This is a genomic window from Pseudomonas maioricensis (assembly GCF_022790535.1).
In the GTDB taxonomy this organism is placed as follows: domain Bacteria; phylum Pseudomonadota; class Gammaproteobacteria; order Pseudomonadales; family Pseudomonadaceae; genus Aquipseudomonas; species Aquipseudomonas maioricensis.
Window position 1 is genome coordinate 369,380 of record NZ_LOHG01000001.1, and the last position, 17,208, is coordinate 386,587.

Annotated in this window: 14 protein-coding genes; 5 read left to right on the plus strand and 9 right to left on the minus strand. The window is 57.7% G+C overall.

Features of this window, described 5'->3' with window-relative positions; genetic code table 11:
- Positions 1–6 precede the first annotated feature (6 nt).
- The 4 genes from AUC61_RS01755 to hutC all read right to left on the minus strand — a co-directional run bounded on the left by AUC61_RS01755 (position 7) and on the right by hutC (position 3,291).
- Entirely contained in the window at positions 7–540 is a 534-nt protein-coding gene (locus AUC61_RS01755) for a DUF3455 domain-containing protein (RefSeq protein WP_243244182.1), read from the minus strand.
- A 105-nt stretch (positions 541–645) separates the two neighbouring features.
- Entirely contained in the window at positions 646–1,824 is a 1,179-nt protein-coding gene (nhaA, locus tag AUC61_RS01760; protein WP_243244183.1) for a Na+/H+ antiporter NhaA, read from the minus strand.
- Positions 1,825–1,990: 166 nt separating this feature from the next.
- Complete coding sequence (locus tag AUC61_RS01765) at positions 1,991–2,584, minus strand: HutD/Ves family protein (protein ID WP_243244184.1); 594 nt, start codon at positions 2,582–2,584, stop codon at positions 1,991–1,993.
- Complete coding sequence (gene hutC, locus AUC61_RS01770; RefSeq protein ID WP_243244343.1) at positions 2,581–3,291, minus strand: histidine utilization repressor; 711 nt, start codon at positions 3,289–3,291, stop codon at positions 2,581–2,583. The genes AUC61_RS01765 and hutC overlap by 4 nt, the downstream gene beginning before the upstream one ends.
- Positions 3,292–3,515: 224 nt before the next feature.
- On the opposite strand from hutC, the gene AUC61_RS01775 reads away from it, so the two are divergent.
- On the plus strand, positions 3,516–4,880 hold the full coding sequence (locus tag AUC61_RS01775; protein WP_243244185.1) for a formimidoylglutamate deiminase: 1,365 nt from the start codon (positions 3,516–3,518) through the stop codon (positions 4,878–4,880).
- A gap of 151 nt (positions 4,881–5,031) precedes the next feature.
- Here the strand turns inward: AUC61_RS01775 and AUC61_RS01780 are convergent, their stop codons facing one another.
- The 5 genes from AUC61_RS01780 to AUC61_RS01800 form a co-directional block, all read right to left on the minus strand.
- Entirely contained in the window at positions 5,032–5,601 is a 570-nt protein-coding gene (locus AUC61_RS01780) for a lipocalin family protein (RefSeq protein ID WP_243244186.1), read from the minus strand.
- A gap of 3 nt (positions 5,602–5,604) precedes the next feature.
- On the minus strand, positions 5,605–5,859 hold the full coding sequence (locus AUC61_RS01785) for an outer membrane protein assembly factor BamE (protein ID WP_243244187.1): 255 nt from the start codon (positions 5,857–5,859) through the stop codon (positions 5,605–5,607).
- Positions 5,860–6,253: 394 nt separating this feature from the next.
- Positions 6,254–6,856: a DUF924 family protein gene (locus tag AUC61_RS01790; RefSeq protein WP_243244188.1), complete on the minus strand. Its 603-nt coding sequence runs from the start codon at positions 6,854–6,856 to the stop codon at positions 6,254–6,256.
- 5 nt (positions 6,857–6,861) lie between these two features.
- Positions 6,862–7,872, minus strand: coding sequence for a class 1 fructose-bisphosphatase (locus AUC61_RS01795; RefSeq protein ID WP_027902274.1), 1,011 nt, complete (start codon positions 7,870–7,872; stop codon positions 6,862–6,864).
- 220 nt (positions 7,873–8,092) lie between these two features.
- The gene (locus tag AUC61_RS01800; protein WP_243244189.1) at positions 8,093–10,543 is read right to left on the minus strand and encodes a glycogen/starch/alpha-glucan phosphorylase; all 2,451 of its coding nucleotides are present in this window, start codon (positions 10,541–10,543) and stop codon (positions 8,093–8,095) included.
- A 287-nt stretch (positions 10,544–10,830) separates the two neighbouring features.
- Between AUC61_RS01800 and pip the strand changes: the two genes are divergently transcribed.
- From pip to mdoH, 4 genes are all read left to right on the plus strand, one after another.
- Entirely contained in the window at positions 10,831–11,802 is a 972-nt protein-coding gene (gene pip, locus AUC61_RS01805) for a prolyl aminopeptidase (protein WP_122664079.1), read from the plus strand.
- Between the two features lie 158 nt (positions 11,803–11,960).
- A complete protein-coding gene (gene dtd, locus AUC61_RS01810) occupies positions 11,961–12,398 on the plus strand; it encodes a D-aminoacyl-tRNA deacylase (protein ID WP_243244190.1) in 438 nt (145 codons plus the stop codon).
- Positions 12,399–12,657: 259 nt separating this feature from the next.
- On the plus strand, positions 12,658–14,586 hold the full coding sequence (locus AUC61_RS01815; RefSeq protein ID WP_279290873.1) for a glucan biosynthesis protein G: 1,929 nt from the start codon (positions 12,658–12,660) through the stop codon (positions 14,584–14,586).
- The gene (gene mdoH, locus AUC61_RS01820) at positions 14,579–17,158 is read left to right on the plus strand and encodes a glucans biosynthesis glucosyltransferase MdoH (protein WP_243244192.1); all 2,580 of its coding nucleotides are present in this window, start codon (positions 14,579–14,581) and stop codon (positions 17,156–17,158) included. The genes AUC61_RS01815 and mdoH overlap by 8 nt, the downstream gene beginning before the upstream one ends.
- The last annotated feature ends 50 nt before the right edge of the window (positions 17,159–17,208 follow it).

Sequence of the window (17,208 nt, forward strand, 5' to 3'; positions counted from 1 at the left end):
ACAGACTTACTTGGCGGACCAGAAAATATAGTCGGCCTGGTATTTAACGATTTCTTTCGCGCCTTTGTTGCTCTCGGCACAGGCTTTGGCTGGCGCTACGCCGCCTTTGAGCGCGGTACGCTGAATGTAAGCAACGCCGGTCATCGCGCCCTTGCCGTCAGCCGGGTTGGCTTTGACCAACTGATACGGCAGGTTGCCTGCGCTGGACGGGGCCACGGCGAGCTGAGTACCGGTCACTTTCGAACCGTCTTTGGCTTCCCAGGTGGCTGGCGGGCCGTAGTAAGTGCCGACTTGCTTGCCGCTACGATCATTGAGCACAGCTTTAGGGCCCACGAATGCCCACTCCATGCCTTCGGCCGCGTTGGCTTTGGCGCGGCACTCGTAAGTGATCTCGCCGACACCGGTGGTTTCCATGCTGACTTTGAAGCCATCAGGAACCCGCACGGTTTCCGGCAGGTTGCTTTGAGCGAAGGCAGAGGGCGCGAGGCAAGTGAAAGCCATTGCAGCACCAGTCAGGCAGAGCAAGCGTTTTGCGTTCATGCAGACATCTCCAGTTTTGGGTTCATCGCTTAACAGCCAAACCGGCTGCTTATCTGTACTACCCGCCAGAAACCCATCTGGATGCAGCGATTTGAAAATAAATATTCAACCCTTGCTGATTCGACTGCGCAACAGGATGACGCCTGCGATTGCGGCAAGCCCCGAGCCCATCAATACGCCGACTTTCACTTCGTCGATCAGGTGCGCAGAGCCGGGGAAAGCAAGGTTACCGATGAACAGACTCATGGTGAAACCGATGCCGCAGAGGATCGCCACGCCATACAACTGCACCCAGTTGCTGCCTTCCGGCAACGAGGCCAGGCCGGAGCGGATAGCCAGTACTGCGGCGAGGAATACGCCGATCTGTTTGCCAAAGAACAAGCCCAGCGCGACACCCAGCGGCACAGGATCAATCAGGTTCTGCAGAGAGATTCCCGATAACGACACTCCAGCGTTGGCAAAACCGAACACCGGCACGATGGCGAACGCGACCCAGTAATGCAGCTTCTCTTCAAGGAACAGCAGCGGCGAGCGGGACTCTTCTTCAGGCTTGCCCAAGGGAATGCATAGCGCCAGGGCGACACCGGCCAACGTCGCGTGAACGCCCGATTGCAGGACGAAAAACCACAGTGCGGCGCCCAGTAACAAATACGGCAGCAGGCGACGCACGCGCAGGCGATTCATCACAATCAATACCGCCAGCGTTGCGAAAGATGCCAACAGCATCGGCATGTTCAGGCCGGTGCTGTAGAAGAAGGCAATGATGGTGACTGCGCCCAGATCGTCGAGAATCGCCAGCGCGGCGAGAAAGACTTTCAGCGAGGTCGGCACGCGTTTACCCAGCAGCGAGAGCACGCCCAGCGCGAAGGCAATGTCGGTAGCAGCGGGGATCGCCCAGCCGCTCATGGTTTCCTGGTTGCCCCAGTTGACTGCGATGTAGATCAGCGCAGGCACCAGCATGCCGCCGGCCGCTGCAAAGCCGGGCAGGGCGCGTTGACCCCAAGTGGCCAGGCCGCCCGCGAGGACTTCACGTTTGATTTCCAGGCCGACCATCAGGAAGAAGATCGCCATCAGGCCGTCGTTGATCCATAGCTCAACGGAAAGCCCCAGCCAGACGCTGTGCAGCGCCGCGAAATAGCCAGCGGACAGTCCCGAGTTGGCGACGATCAAAGCCGCCAGTGCGGCGCCCATCAACACGATGCCACCGGCTGATTCGGAGGCCAGGAAGCTGGCAAGAATGGCGATGGCTCTTGGGGTTTCTTTTTTGTTGTTATAGGCAGTCATTGGCGGGCGTGAAGTCCTTGGTCTTTTTGATTCGTCCCAAATCCTGTAGGAGTGACCGGGGTGGCGCTCCATCTTGCTCGCGATTGGGTTATGCCAGTCACCATTGAATCGCCTGACATATTGCAATCGCGAGCAAGCTCACTCCTACAGGGGAAAAGTGTAGCGTTCAGATTTTGGTCAGTTCAATCAAACAGCAGCGGCTGGCACGCGGCGCATACAGCACCACTTCCAGCAGCGCGCCGGATTCATTATTCAATTGCAGGCAGTCATGCTTTTCCAGCAATTGCGGTGGATGCTCGGCCATGTTCGCAGCCATCTGCTCTGCCGCGCTGAACAGCAGCAGGGTACACGCTGAACTGAACAGCCGCTGAGGTTTGAGCACGTCGACCCACTGCAGGCTGACGCGGTAACGGTCCGGCGAGTAGATCAGGTTGAAATCCCGAATCGCACCTTCGATCAATGTGCAGCTGACCTGGCTGTCGCCGCTGAATGCGAAGGGATCACCCGGCAACAGTGGCTCGGTCGTTTTGCCGTCGATATCCAGCGTCATGCCCACGCCTTGCAGCACGGTGATGATGCGCTGATAGCCGGAGAACAGGGAAAAGCCACCGGACTGCTCGATATCCGCAATCGACAGGCGCCAGCCAAAGCCTTCCAGGTCCTGACCTGCGTCGCGGGCAATTTCTTCGGTGCTGCCGCTGCCGTTTTTCCATGGCATGCGTGGATAGTTGGCGGCGCGCAAAACGGTCAGTTGGCTCATTTGCTGAAACGTCCTTCCAGGCGATGACGGGAACCGGGGTGGATGAGGCGCGCAGCGGTGACTGGCTGTCGACCGGACCACGTGCGGCGGCGGATCAACAGGCAAGGCTCGCCAGCGCTGATTTGCAACAGTTTGCATTCATCGGGCTCAGCCAGGATCGCCTCGACCACATGCTCACCTTCGGTCAGCGGCGCTACTTGTGAAAGATAGGCATACGGAGTTTGCACAGTGAAATCTTGGCTCAGGTAGTCCGGCGCGACCAGTGCATTGACGTAACGGTCTTCGATTTGTACCGGTAGATCGTTTTCCAGATGCACGATCAACGAGTGAAAGACCCGCTGGCCTTCGCGCATATCCAGCGCCAAAGCTCGTTCGGAGCCAGCAGCTTCTTCTTTCAGCAGGATGACCTTGCAGGTATGACGATGACCACGAGCCGCGATTTCATCCGCGATGTTGTGGACTTCAAACAATGCCGACTGACTCTTGGGCTCGGCGACGAAAGTGCCGACGCCTTGCATGCGCACCAGCAGGCCTTCTGCAGTCATCTCACGCAGCGCGCGGTTGATGGTCATACGGCTGAAGCCCAGTTGGGTCACCAACTCGCTTTCCGACGGCACGCGGTGGTGCGGCGGCCAGTTACCGCACTGAATCTGTTGAGCAATCATCTGCTTGACGCGGGCGTACAGCGGGGCCGGACTGTCGCCCATCTGGGCAGCCAATGGAGAAGTGGCGGGCGGAGTCGGCACTTGGGGCAATCCTTTTTCGAAGGTAATTCAGGTGCGGGTCGGCGCTGATCTTGCAGCGCCCGGATATTTATAACGTGTGTTCACGCTAACCATTAACCTGTTCGGCGGCAAGCTTGCCGGAGTTTACCGAGCGTGCAAACGTCTGTATATGTATATACAAATCACTTTCCACGGGATTCAGAGCCATGTCCGCCTTCTTTGCCGAGCGTGCGTTGTTGCCCAGCGGCTGGGCCAATAATGTTCGCATTGAGGTCAGCGCCGCTGGCGTGATCACTCATATCGACACGGAGGCCGAGGCTTCAGGCGCTGAGTTGCTTAAAGGGCCGTTGCTGCCTGGCATGCCGAATCTGCATTCCCATGCTTTCCAGCGGGCAATGGCCGGACTGGCGGAGGTGGCGGGCAATCCGAATGACAGCTTCTGGACTTGGCGCGATTTGATGTACCGCCTGGTCGGACAGATCACTCCGCAGCAATTGGGCGTCATTGCCCGTCAGTTGTACATCGAAATGCTCAAGGGCGGTTTTACGTCGGTTGCCGAATTTCATTACGTCCATCAGGACACCACCGGCAAGCCATACGCGGACCCTGCAGAACTGGCGCGGCAAATCAGTCAGGCGGCAAGCGCTGTCGGGATCGGCCTGACGCTGTTACCGGTGCTCTACAGCCACTCCGGTTTTGGCGGGCAAGCGCCCAACGAAGGTCAGCGGCGGTTTATCCACAGCACCGACAGCTACCTTGATCTGCAAGCCCGTCTGCAACCTGTATTGCGCGAGCAGCCCGCACAGCAACTGGGATTGTGTTTTCACTCACTGCGTGCGGTAACGCCAGAGCAGATCAGCGCTGTGCTGGCCGCTAGCGATCAGCAATGTCCGGTACATATCCACATCGCCGAACAGCAAAAGGAAGTCGATGACTGCCTGAACTGGAGTGGCCGTCGGCCAGTGCAATGGCTGTGCGAAAACGCCCCGGTAGATGAGCGCTGGTGTCTGGTGCACGCCACCCATGTGCAGCCTGATGAAGTGGCTCTCATGGCGAAAAGCGGCGCAGTCGCCGGATTGTGCCTGACCACTGAGGCGAATCTGGGCGACGGGATTTTTCCGGCCGTGGACTACATTGCTCAAGGCGGGCGCTGGGGGATTGGTTCTGACAGCCATGTGTCGTTGAGTGTGGTCGAGGAGTTGCGCTGGCTGGAGTACGGTCAGCGCTTGCGAGACCAGCGCCGCAACCGTCTGTATCGCAGTGATCAGCCGATGGTCGGCAGGACGCTGTTTGATGCAGCGTTGGCCGGTGGCGTTCAGGCATTGGGCCAGCCGGTTGGTCGACTGGAAGTGGGGCTTCGCGCCGACTGGCTGGTGCTGGATGGCAATGACCCCTACATCGCTACGGCATCGGGTGATGCGATTCTCAACCGGTGGTTGTTTGCGGGCAGTGATCGGCAGATTCGCGACGTGATGGTCAACGGTAAATGGGTCGTGCGCGAAGGGCATCACGCCGGGGAAGAGCAGAGCAATCGGGAGTTTGCGCAGGTGCTGCGGGACTTGCTGGGGTAGCAATATCCAGCAAAACGCATTCCTTTGAATTGAAATGCATTCCCTGTAGGAGTTAACTTGTTGGCGAAGCGGCTTGAGCGGCGCGTCAGATATGAAGCCTCGCGAACAAGTTCACTCCTACAGGTCAGTTTGATTCATCACCGCGCGTGTCTTACTTGCCGATTTTTGAATCCTCAACCCGCCAGACCAGCTTGGTGGTGTCATAACCCTGTTGTTGAGCCTGGCTGAGCAAGTGCTCTTTCACGTCCTTCGATATCGTCGGCGTGCGCGACAGTAGCCACAGGTATTTGCGATCCGGGTTGCCTACAACAGCAGTCTTGTAGCCGTCGCCGATGTAGAGCACCCAGTAGTCACCTTTGGCGACGCCAGGGATCAAGCGGGAAAACCAGTTATCGAACTCCACCCACAACTTGTCGGTTTTACCCGGCACTTGCGGTGTGGCTGTACCTGTTGCTTCCTGCCATTCGCCTTCGATCGTCCGGCAGCGGTTGGTTACGCCAACGTTGCCATCGTCCTTGAGCGAGTAGTGAGCCTCGGATTGCGCGCAATTGCGCTGGAAGAACATCGGCAAACGAGCGATTTCATACCAAGTGCCCTGATATTGCTTGAGGTCAACAGCGCCTACGGTTCTGGGCTCAAGGTTTTCTGCGGAGTGCGCAAAACCGATTGCGAGAAAGCTGGCCATTACGACCAGACCAAAACGCACAAGTAATTTGATCATTTCTTATTTCAAACCTTGACCCGAGAAAAGTACAACCTTGTCAGCAGCGTACTGCACGCTGATAAAACTCTTTTGATCGCCCCACGTGCAACTGGACATGCCCAGCGCGCCGGAGCATTCAGTCGGGCTACCCAGCAATTGCTCAACTTCAGCCTTGGGCATACCAGCGGACAGCTTCGAGTAATTTTCCTGATTAACCTTGCTACATGCGGTCAGCAATACGAGAAACGACAGCAACGCTAGAGAGCGCAGAGACATGGATGAAGCTCCTGAACGGAAAGGGTAACGCCGCAGCAAACGGTCGAGTGGGCACGGATGCTGGCGTAATACCGTGAGCTTAGAAGAGAAAATGGCGATCTGGTTCCGTTGAGGAATAAATCCAGTACATAGATCCCTTGTGGTAAACCCTCAGTGTCACTGTCACTGCGCTGGCCCGCAGCAAACGGTTGACCTGTAGGAGTGAGCTTGCTCGCGATGCGGTACATCCGTAAATGAATTATCGTCTGACTTGACGCTATCGCGAGCAAGCTCACTCCTACAGGGGCAACTTATTTGCTGGGCAGGAAGAAATTGGGCTTGGCGAATTCAGCTCCGTGGCTGACGTCTTTGCGCTGCTGGACGGTTGTGACAATATTTTCGAGCTTGTTGAGCCTTAAAACCGTGACCCAGGCTGTTTCAGGAAATCGATTTCTTCGGGTGTTGAAACACGACCGAGGATTTCGTTGCGATGCGGAAAGCGGCCAAAGCGGGCGATCACCTTGTGGTGGCGTTTGGCATAGTCGAGGCTGCTGTTGAGATAGTCGCGATCTGTGGCAGGTAGCAGGGGGAGGAGTTCGGTGAAGCGAGCGACGGCTTCATTTTGCGCGTCGATGTTTTCGCAGTGTTCCAGCACCAGATAGATGAAGGTGCGTTGCAGCGGATCAAGATGCTGATCGCGGCCGAGCTTCAGGCCGTGTGTCGCAAGTGCCTGCGCACGCAGGTCACCGGCATAGGCTTTGGGAGTGTCGCGATAAATCATTCGCGGCAGTTGGTCGAGCAGCAGTATCAGAGCCAGCCAACCAGCAGGGCTTTCAGCCCACTCTTTAAGCCCGCCTGCCAGGGCGGATTCGACCAGATCACCAAAACGCGTCTGCGCTTCGGTGTCCTGAGCGTTGTCCTTGCCAAACCACAACTTGCCCTTGGCTTTCGCCGCTTCGGAGGGCGACCCGGCAGAGCCGAACCACCATTCCAGCAGCGGGAGCCAAGGGGCAGTCATGAGATTCAGGCCTTGTGGTACGAGGTTGCGCGCTCAACTTCTTCTTTCGAGCCCAGGAACACCGCAACACGCTGGTGCAGGCCGTCCGGTTGAATGTCGAGGATGCGCTGATGACCGTCAGTAGACGCGCCGCCAGCTTGCTCAACCAGGAACGACATCGGGTTGGCTTCATACATCAGGCGCAGTTTGCCCGGCTTGGAAGGCTCACGGCTGTCACGTGGGTACATGAACAAACCGCCGCGGGTCAGGATGCGGTGCACGTCGCCAACCATCGCGGCAACCCAACGCATGTTGTAGTTCTTTTTCAGTGGGCCGTCTTCGCCCGCCAGCAATTCGTCAACGTAGCGTTGTACCGGCGCTTCCCAGTGACGCTGGTTGGACATGTTGATCGCGAATTCCTGAGTAGAAGTCGGGATCTTGATGTCTTCGTGGGTCAGTACGAAACTGCCCATTTCGCGGTCCAGCGTGAAGCCCTTGACGCCATCGCCCAACGTCAGTACCAGCATGGTTTGCGGGCCGTAGATCGCATAACCAGCGGCGACTTGCTGAGTACCTGGCTGCAGGAAGGCCTTTTCATTCAAAGGCTCGTTCTGGCTCAGGTATTCGTTCGGGCAACGCAGTACGGAGAAAATAGTGCCGACCGGGGCGTTGATGTCGATGTTCGACGAGCCATCCAGCGGGTCGAAAACCAGCAGGTAGGCACCTTTAGGGTATTTGCCCGGGATCTGGTAAGCGTTGTCCATTTCCTCGGACGCCATGCCCGCCAGGTGACCGCCCCACTCGTTGGCTTCGAGCAGGATTTCGTTGGAGATCACGTCGAGCTTCTTCTGCACTTCGCCCTGAACGTTTTCAGTGCCCATGCTGCCGAGCACACCGCCCAGCGCGCCTTTGGAAACGGCGTGGCTGATTTCCTTGCACGCTCGCGCCACCACTTCGATCAGGAAGCGCAGATCGGCAGGAGTGTTGTTGCTGCGGGTCTGCTCAATCAAATAGCGACTCAGGGTAACGCGGGACATGGATAGCTCCGAATAGGGGGAATAAAAAACCCGCGCAGTTTAGCGCGAGTCGAGACGTAATACTGCCCATAAGACTGGGTTATCACCCATTGAGTTCACGCGTGGGCAAAGCGTAGCCGGAAAATGCTGAAACGGTGGCTGAAACGAGGTGGTCGCAGAGTGAAGCCCGGCTCCCACATTGGCCGTATTGCCAAAGTGGGAGCAGTTTGCGCTTACTCCATCAATCCAGCGCGTTCCAGATGTCCCCCGCGTATTCCCGGATCGTCCGGTCTGACGAGAACCAACCCATCCGCGCCGTATTGAGCACCGCAGAGCGCCACCACTCTTTCGAGTCGTGCCAATGGGCTTCAACTTTGGACTGCGCATCCCAGTAAGAATCAAAGTCAGCGCAGACCAGAAAGCGGTCGTAGGCCAGCAGTTGATCGATCAGGCCGGCATAGCGGTTAGGGTCATCCGGCGAAAATACGCCGCCACGAATCGCTTGCAGGACATCGTTGAGCCGACCCGATGCCGCGGCCTCAGCGTAAGCGCTGAAGTCGCCCACTTGCTTGTGGGCTTCGACTTCCTGAGCGGTCATGCCGAAGATGAACATGTGCTCCAGACCCACCTGCTCACTCATTTCCACGTTGGCACCGTCCAGCGTGCCGATGGTCAGCGCACCGTTGAGGCCGAATTTCATGTTGCTGGTGCCCGATGCTTCCAGGCCCGCAGTAGAAATCTGCTCCGACAAGTCGGCTGCCGGAATGATGCTTTCCGCCAGGCTGACGTTGTAGTTAGGCAGAAATACAACTTTGAGCAAGCCGCGTACGGTAGGGTCGCTGTTGACCGTGCGAGCGATATCATTCGTCAGCTTGATGATCAGCTTGGCTGAGTGATAACTGGCTGCGGCCTTGCCTGCGAAGATTTTTACGCGTGGCACCCAATCGGTGCCCGGTTGAGCGCGAATGGCCTGGTACAACGCAACGGTGTGAAACAGGTTCAACAATTGACGTTTGTATTCGTGAATCCGTTTGACCTGTACGTCGAACATCGCTGCCGGATTGACTACGATCCCCAGACGCTCCTTGATGATCGCCGCCAGCGCACGCTTGCTGTGCAGGCGCTGATCCGCAAATTGCTTACGGAAAGAGCTCTTGTCAGCGAACGGCTCCAGTTCGATCAGGCGCGTTTCTGCGCTGTCCAGCACGTCGTCGCCCAGCGACTCGGTGAGCATCTGCGTGAGCTTGGGGTTGGACTGGAACAGCCAGCGGCGGAAGGTAATGCCGTTGGTTTTGTTGTTGATCCGGTCTGGATACAGCTTGTGCAGTTCGGCAAAAACCGTCTTGCGCATCAATTGGGTGTGCAGCGCCGATACGCCGTTGATGCTGTGGGAGCCGAGGAACGCCAGGTTGCCCATGCGCACGCGACGACCATTTTCTTCCTCGATCAGGGACACGGCACGCAGCACGTCGAAATCGTGAATGCCTTTGGCGCGCAGGGTGTCGATGTGCTGAGCGTTGATGATGTAGATGATCTGCATGTGGCGCGGCAACATCCGCTCCATCAGGCCGACCGACCAGGTTTCCAGCGCCTCGGGGAGCAAGGTGTGGTTGGTGTAGGCGAGGGTGCCCACCGTGATTTTCCACGCGGCGTCCCACGCGATGCCGTGGTTGTCGATCAACTGACGCATCAGTTCGGCGACGGCGATGGACGGGTGCGTGTCGTTCATCTGGATGGCCGCGTGTTCCGGCAGATCCATCAACGTGGCATGCATGTTCAGATGGCGACGCAGCAAATCCTGCAGCGATGCCGAGACGAAGAAATATTCCTGACGCAGACGTAATTCCTGACCGGCCTCGGTGGCATCGTTCGGGTAAAGCACGCGAGAGATACTTTCTGCGCGCACCACCTCGGCCACTGCACCAAAGTGGTCACCGGCGTTAAAGCGCTCCAGGTGCAAATCGCCTACTGCGCGGGCACGCCACAGACGCAGGGTGTTCACGCTTTTACCGCGCCATCCCACCACGGGCGTGTCGTACGCAATGGCGCGGACGGTTTCAGATGGACGCCAGACCTGGCGCTGTTCACCGTCCTCGTTGATGAGGGTGTCGACACTGCCGCCGAAACCGATCGGGTACACGACTTCTGGCCGCTCGAATTCCCATGGGTTACCGAAGTCCAGCCAGTTTTCGGTTTGTTCCTGCTGCCAGCCATCAACGATGGCCTGACGGAACAAGCCGTGCTCGTAACGAATACCGTAACCATGGCCAGCGATGCCGAGCGTCGACATGCTTTCCATGAAGCAGGCTGCCAGACGACCAAGACCGCCGTTACCCAGCGCCGCGTCGGGCTCCAGCAGCTTGATGCGTTCGATATCGACGCCCAGTTCAGTCATTGCCTCTCGGGCCACTTCCAACAGGCCGAGGTTGCTCAGGCTGTCGTACAGCAAACGGCCGATAAGAAATTCCAGCGACAGGTAATACACCCGTTTCTGGACCTTGCGATAAATCTGCCGGGTGTGGTCCATCCAATGCTCGACCATGTGGTCGCGAGCAGCGAGGGCTACGGCTTCGAACCAGTCATGCTCAAACGCATGGTCAGGGTCCTTACCCACCGCATAGGTGAGTTTGGCGAGAACAGCGGCGCGAAATGCGGCCACTTCAGCGTCACGAACAAGTGGTTCCTGAGACATCGATACGACCTCAAGTAGTCAGACGAATGAAGGATGGGATTTCTTTGACTGTAGGGCGTGTCTGCAAATTTTTCCTGCAAATTCCTGAATTAACCACGACACGTCCGTCGGTTCGACAGGCTCATGTCGCTCTGGTTCGCCCTTTTGGGCAATTGGCAAACCGCTTGCATTGATCGTTCCACTCTCGAGACGAGCTGTGAGCGACAGCATGAACATTCCTCGTTTCGGGTTTATGATGGCCAGCGGCAAAATAATAGAAGACCCCGAATCGCACTCACGGAGCACCTATGCAGACCTTGTATCCGCAGATCAAACCCTACGCCCGGCACGATCTGGCTGTGGAGGCGCCGCATGTTCTATATGTCGATGAAAGCGGATCACCGGAAGGTCTGCCGGTGGTATTCATTCATGGCGGCCCCGGCGCGGGTTGCGATGCGCAAAGCCGTCGTTATTTCGATCCCAATCTGTACCGCATCATTACGTTCGACCAACGCGGCTGCGGTCGCTCGACGCCGCATGCGAGCCTTGAGAACAACACCACCTGGGATCTGGTCGCTGACCTTGAGCGGATTCGTGAGCATCTGGGCATCGATAAATGGGTGCTGTTTGGTGGTTCGTGGGGTTCGACCTTGTCTCTGGCCTATGCCCAGACTCATCCGGATCGTGTCCATGCGTTGATCCTGCGCGGTATCTTTCTGGCACGTCCGCAAGAGATCGAATGGTTCTATCAGGCCGGTGCAAGCCGCATGTTCCCGGATTACTGGCAGGATTATGTGGCCCCGATTCCGCTGGATGAGCGCGGTGATCTGCTGAGCGCGTTCCATAAGCGCCTGACCGGCAACGACCAGATTGCCCAGATGCATGCCGCCAAAGCCTGGTCTACCTGGGAAGGCCGTGCAGCAACGCTGCGGCCCAATCCGCAAGTGGTTGATCGCTTCTCCGAGCCGCAACGTGCACTGTCCATCGCGCGCATTGAGTGCCACTACTTCACCAATAATTCTTTCCTGGAAGAGAATCAGCTGATTCGCGACATGCCCAAGATTGCTCATTTACCGGGCATCATCGTGCACGGTCGTTATGATGTCATCTGCCCGCTGGACAATGCCTGGGAGCTGCACCAGGCCTGGCCAAACAGCGAACTGCAGGTGATCCGCGATGCGGGGCATGCTGCTTCGGAGCCGGGGATCACCGATGCACTGGTCCGGGCTGCCGCACAGGTTGCCGCCCGTTTGCTGGATTTGCCGCCTGAAGAGGCTTGATGAAATAGTGGTCGCTGCATTTCCCTTGTGGGAGCGGTGCTTGGTCTGGGCGGCATTCCGACGATGCATGAGACGCGTCAGGTCAACACACCGCGATATCGCGGGCAAGCACCGCTCCCACAAGAAATCCCGGCAAGATTCAATATGGAATTCGATACATGAAAGGCTTGCTACAACGCGTCAGCAGCGCACGTGTCGAAGTCGACGGGCAAATCGTCGGTTCTATCGACCAAGGTCTGATGGTGCTGGTGGGCGTCGAGCCTCAAGACACTCAGGCCAGTGCCGACAAGCTGCTACATAAGCTGCTTAACTACCGGGTGTTCAGCGATGCTGACGGCAAGATGAATCTATCCTTGCGCGATGTCGCAGGTGGTTTGTTGTTGGTTTCGCAGTTCACCCTGGCAGCCGATACCAAAAGTGGCATGCGGCCGAGCTTCTCCAAAGCAGCACCGCCGGCCTTGGGTGCAGAGTTGTTCGACTATTTACTGAAGCAGGCAAAAAGCTCGCATGCCGTGGTCGAATCGGGCCAATTTGGTGCAGACATGCAAGTTCATTTGGTGAATGATGGCCCGGTGACTTTTTTGCTGGAAGGCTAAACGACCGGTTTGGCGTACTTCCCCCGGATTTATTAGGCTGTATAGCAATAAATACTTCATCGGACATGGTGCGTTGTGGCGCGCGCTACTAGATAATCGCGCCGTCCGGGTATCCGCATTTGTGGCACCGTTTGGCAAGGTCAGAAGCTGGTCCGACACCGTTTGGGGAATCATTAGGTTCTTTCGGAGTCGGAACAATGCTCGCCAACCCGGCAATTGATAGCTGGCCGTTGGTTTCTTCATCTGTTTTCGGCGAGGGTTGCTCGTGATTGTTAGTCCCTGTAATGCGGTAAAGACACCTGGCAAGCGGTTGCGTAGCGCGCTATTGGCAAGTTCAGCCCTGATCTCACTGTTCAGTGCCACTCAACTGTGGGCGTTTAGTCTTGATGACGTCGCGAGCAGAGCCAAAGAGCTGGCCGATAAGAAGTACGAAGCCCCGCGCAGCAATCTGCCTGCCGAGTTCCGTGACATGAAGTTCGCGGACTATCAGAAAATCCGTTTCCGTGAAGACCGTGCCGAATGGGCTGGCGACAGAACGCCGTTCAAAGTCTCGTTCTATCACCAGGGTATGCACTTCGACACCCCGGTCAAAATCAACGAAGTCACTGCGACTACCGTTGAAGAGATCAAGTACGACGCCAGTCGCTTCGACTTCAGCGATCTGAAGTTTGATCCCAAGTCGACCGAGAAACTCGGTTATGCCGGTTTCCGCGTGTTGTACCCGATCAATAAAGACGACAAGCAAGACGAAATCATGACCATGCTGGGCGCGAGTTACTTCCGCGTTATCGGTAAGGGTCAGGTCTACGGCCTGTCGGCCCGTGGCATGGCAATCGATACCGCATTGCCTTCCGGGGAAGAGTTTCCACGTTTCACCGAGTTCTGGATCGAGAAGCCAGGCACCGATGACAATCATCTGGTGATCTTCGCGTTGCTCGACTCCCCGCGCGCAACCGGTGCGTACAAGCTGACCCTGCGTCCTGGCACCAACACGCTGGTTGACGTCCAGTCGCGCATGTACCTGCGTGACAAGGTCAGCAAGCTCGGTGTTGCACCGCTGACCAGTATGTATCTGTTCGGTGCCAACCAGCCTTCGCGTGTGCAGAACTACCGTCGCGAGCTGCATGACTCCAATGGTCTGTCGATCCAGGCAGCCAACGGCCAATGGCTGTGGCGTCCGCTGACCAACCCTAAACACCTCGCCGTCAGCAGCTTCTCGGTAGAGAACCCGCGCGGTTTCGGTCTGCTGCAACGTGGTCGTGACTTCAGCAGCTATGAAGATCTGGACGATCGCTACGACAAGCGTCCAAGCGCGTGGATCGAGCCTAAAGGCGATTGGGGCAAGGGTACCGTTGATCTGGTGGAAATCCCGACTGCCGATGAAACCAACGACAACATCGTTGCGTTCTGGAAGCCGGAGACCCTGCCTGCGCCGGGCGAGCCAGTTGATTTCAACTACCGCATCCACTGGACCATGGACGAGAAAGCCATTCACTCGCCTGATCTGGGTTGGGTCAAGCAGACCTTGCGTTCCGCTGGTGACATTCGTCAGTCCAACCTGATTCGTCAGCTGGACGGCAGCGTTGCGTTCCAGGTCGACTTCGTGGGTCCTATCCTCGCTTCGATGCCTGAAGACAAGACCATCCGCAGCCAGGTCACCACCGACACCAATACCGAGCTGGTTGAAAACAACCTGCGCTACAACCCGGTGACCAAAGGCTATCGCCTGACGCTGCGGGTCAAGGTCAAAGACGCTAACAAGCCGATCGAGATGCAGGCCTACCTGCTGCGTGAAATCCCGGCTGAGCCAGGCAAGGAACCTGCGGTACTGGTTGCTGCCAAAGCGCATATCGGTGACGAGAAAAAAGCAGCGCCTAAAGAGGCTCCGAAGAAAGAAGCCCCGGCAGACGCCGCGAAAGATCCGAAAGCCGATGTGGCCAAGGCTGACGCAGCAAAACCTGCCGATGCCAAAGCGGACGCCGCCAAACCGGCTGATGCAGCCAAGCCAGCTGATGCAAAAGCAGACGTAGCCAAGGCTGACGCCGCGAAAGCCGACGCTGCGAAAGATAAAGACGGCAAAGAGACCCAGCAGCCAGAAGCCGAGGCTGCGCCCACCATTCCGGAACCGGCCAAGACGCTGCAAGTCATGACCGAGACCTGGAGCTACCAGTTGCCAGCCGATGAGTAATTCCGTACCGGTGCCAGTATCGCTCAGCGAGTACCTGGCGCACCTTCCGATGAGTGATGAGCAGCGAGCCGAACTGGCTGGCTGCACCTCGTTCGCCGAATTGCACGAGCGTTTGTCTGCTCAACCAGTCAACGACCCTGCCGAAGCCGCACAGGCCTCGGTGGGGCGCCGACTGACGCTGACCACTGCCGAGGCTTTGGAAGAGGCCGAGATGCTCGTCCTCGATGCGAACGGCCGGGTGTGCCTGAAGGCTACGCCGCCGATCAATCGCACCAAGGTTGTGCCCGAGCCATGGCGGACCAATATCCTGGTTCGCATGTGGCGTCGTCTGACGGGCCGCAGTAACCCGGTCGAGCCTAAAGTTGAACGCGATTTGCCCAAGGCGCGCTGGCGCACCGTGGGTTCTATTCGTCGTTACATCCTGTTGATCCTCATGCTCGGCCAGACCATCGTGGCTGGCTGGTACATGAAAGGCATTCTGCCGTATCAGGGCTGGTCGCTGGTTTCGCTGGACGAAATCACTCACCAGACCTTCGTGCAGACCATGTGGCAGGTTCTGCCCTATGCCTTGCAGACCAGCATTCTGTTGCTGTTCGGTATTCTGTTCTGCTGGGTCTCGGCAGGTTTCTGGACCGCCTTGATGGGCTTCCTGGAATTGCTCACCGGCCGTGACAAATACCGGATCTCCGGTGCCAGTGCAGGTAATGAGCCGATTGAAAAGGGCGCTCGTACCGCGTTGGTCATGCCGATCTGTAACGAAGACGTACCCCGCGTATTCGCTGGCTTGCGAGCGACTTTCGAGTCGGTTGCGGCTACCGGTGACCTTGATCGTTTCGACTTCTTCGTGCTCAGTGACAGTAACGAGACCGACATTTGCGTGGCCGAGCAGCAGGCCTGGCTGGATGTCTGTCGCGAAACCAAAGGCTTCGGCAAGATCTTCTATCGCCGTCGCCGCCGTCGCGTAAAACGTAAAAGCGGCAACCTTGACGACTTCTGCCGTCGCTGGGGCGGTGATTACCGTTATATGGTCGTGCTCGATGCTGACAGCGTCATGAGCGGCGAATGCCTGACCAGTCTGGTGCGCTTGATGGAAGCCACGCCAGACGCCGGTATCATCCAGACCGCGCCACGCGCTTCGGGCATGGACACTCTTTATGCGCGCATGCAGCAATTTGCGACTCGCGTATACGGTCCGTTGTTCACCGCGGGTCTGCACTTCTGGCAGTTGGGCGAATCCCACTACTGGGGCCACAACGCGATCATCCGCATGAAGCCGTTTATCGAGCACTGCGCCCTCGCGCCGTTGCCTGGTAAAGGGGCTTTCGCTGGTGCGATCCTGTCTCACGACTTCGTTGAAGCGGCTTTGATGCGTCGTGCTGGCTGGGGCGTGTGGATTGCCTACGATTTGCCGGGCAGCTACGAAGAGCTTCCTCCAAACCTGCTCGACGAACTCAAACGTGACCGTCGCTGGTGCCACGGCAACCTGATGAACTTCAGGCTGTTCCTGGTAAAAGGCATGCACCCGGTTCACCGTGCGGTGTTCCTGACGGGCGTAATGTCGTACTTGTCGGCGCCGTTATGGTTCTTCTTCCTGGTGTTGTCCACGGCCCTGCTGGCGGTGAACACATTGATGGAGCCGACCTACTTCCTTGAACCGCGTCAGCTGTATCCGCTGTGGCCACAATGGCACCCGGAAAAAGCCGTTGCGCTGTTCTCGACGACCATCGTGCTGCTGTTCCTGCCTAAACTGCTCAGCATCATTCTGATCTGGGCCAAAGGCGCAGTCGGCTACGGCGGCAAGATCAAAGTCACCCTGTCGATGCTGATGGAAATGCTGTTCTCGGTGCTGCTGGCCCCGGTGCGCATGCTGTTCCACACCCGCTTCGTACTGGCTGCGTTCCTGGGCTGGGCTGCGACCTGGAACTCGCCACAACGTGACGACGACTCCACGCCATGGCTTGAAGCGGTCAAGCGTCATGGTCCGCAAACCCTGTTGGGTGCTTGCTGGGCGCTGCTGGTCGCCTGGTTGAACCCAAGCTTCCTGTGGTGGCTGGCGCCAATCGTCGGTTCGCTGATGCTGTCGATTCCGGTGTCGGTGATTTCCAGCCGTACCGGTCTGGGTCTCAAGGCTCGCGACGAGAAGTTCTTCCTGATTCCGGAGGAGCACACGCCGCCGCAAGAGTTGGTGTCCACTGATCTGTACACCCACGAGAACCGTTGGCACGCACTGAAGCAAGGCTTCATCCGCGCCGTGGTTGATCCGCAGCAGAACGCGCTGGCTTGCGCCCTGGCGACCTCGCGTCACCGGATCGCCGAGCCTATCGAGTTCGTACGGATGGAGCGTGTTCGCCACGCACTGGCAGTCGGGCCTGAGAAACTCAGTAACCATGACCGCTTGATGTTGCTGAGTGACCCGGTTGCGTTGGGCCGCTTGCATGAACAAGTCTGGAGCGAGAACCACCCTGAGTGGCTGGCTGCATGGCGAGAGTCTGTCGCGGCTGATCCGCATGCACCGTTGCTGCCTTTGCAGCCGGTTGTACGCGAGCCAGCGCCAGCGTTGGTTCACGCCTGATTCAAGGCTGCTAAACAAAAAACGGCGCCCCGCAAGGGCGCCGTTTTTTA

Bases quoted from the DNA above. Each gene is read 5' to 3' on its own strand.
- AUC61_RS01755 (WP_243244182.1), bottom strand. From the start codon at position 540: ATGAACGCAAAACGCTTGCTCTGCCTGACTGGTGCTGCAATGGCTTTC.
- nhaA (WP_243244183.1), bottom strand. From the start codon at position 1,824: ATGACTGCCTATAACAACAAAAAAGAAACCCCAAGAGCCATCGCCATT.
- AUC61_RS01765 (WP_243244184.1), bottom strand. From the start codon at position 2,584: ATGAGCCAACTGACCGTTTTGCGCGCCGCCAACTATCCACGCATGCCA.
- hutC (WP_243244343.1), bottom strand. From the start codon at position 3,291: ATGGGCGACAGTCCGGCCCCGCTGTACGCCCGCGTCAAGCAGATGATT.
- AUC61_RS01775 (WP_243244185.1), top strand. From the start codon at position 3,516: ATGTCCGCCTTCTTTGCCGAGCGTGCGTTGTTGCCCAGCGGCTGGGCC.
- AUC61_RS01780 (WP_243244186.1), bottom strand. From the start codon at position 5,601: ATGATCAAATTACTTGTGCGTTTTGGTCTGGTCGTAATGGCCAGCTTT.
- AUC61_RS01785 (WP_243244187.1), bottom strand. From the start codon at position 5,859: ATGTCTCTGCGCTCTCTAGCGTTGCTGTCGTTTCTCGTATTGCTGACC.
- AUC61_RS01790 (WP_243244188.1), bottom strand. From the start codon at position 6,856: ATGACTGCCCCTTGGCTCCCGCTGCTGGAATGGTGGTTCGGCTCTGCC.
- AUC61_RS01795 (WP_027902274.1), bottom strand. From the start codon at position 7,872: ATGTCCCGCGTTACCCTGAGTCGCTATTTGATTGAGCAGACCCGCAGC.
- AUC61_RS01800 (WP_243244189.1), bottom strand. From the start codon at position 10,543: ATGTCTCAGGAACCACTTGTTCGTGACGCTGAAGTGGCCGCATTTCGC.
- pip (WP_122664079.1), top strand. From the start codon at position 10,831: ATGCAGACCTTGTATCCGCAGATCAAACCCTACGCCCGGCACGATCTG.
- dtd (WP_243244190.1), top strand. From the start codon at position 11,961: ATGAAAGGCTTGCTACAACGCGTCAGCAGCGCACGTGTCGAAGTCGAC.
- mdoH (WP_243244192.1), top strand. From the start codon at position 14,579: ATGAGTAATTCCGTACCGGTGCCAGTATCGCTCAGCGAGTACCTGGCG.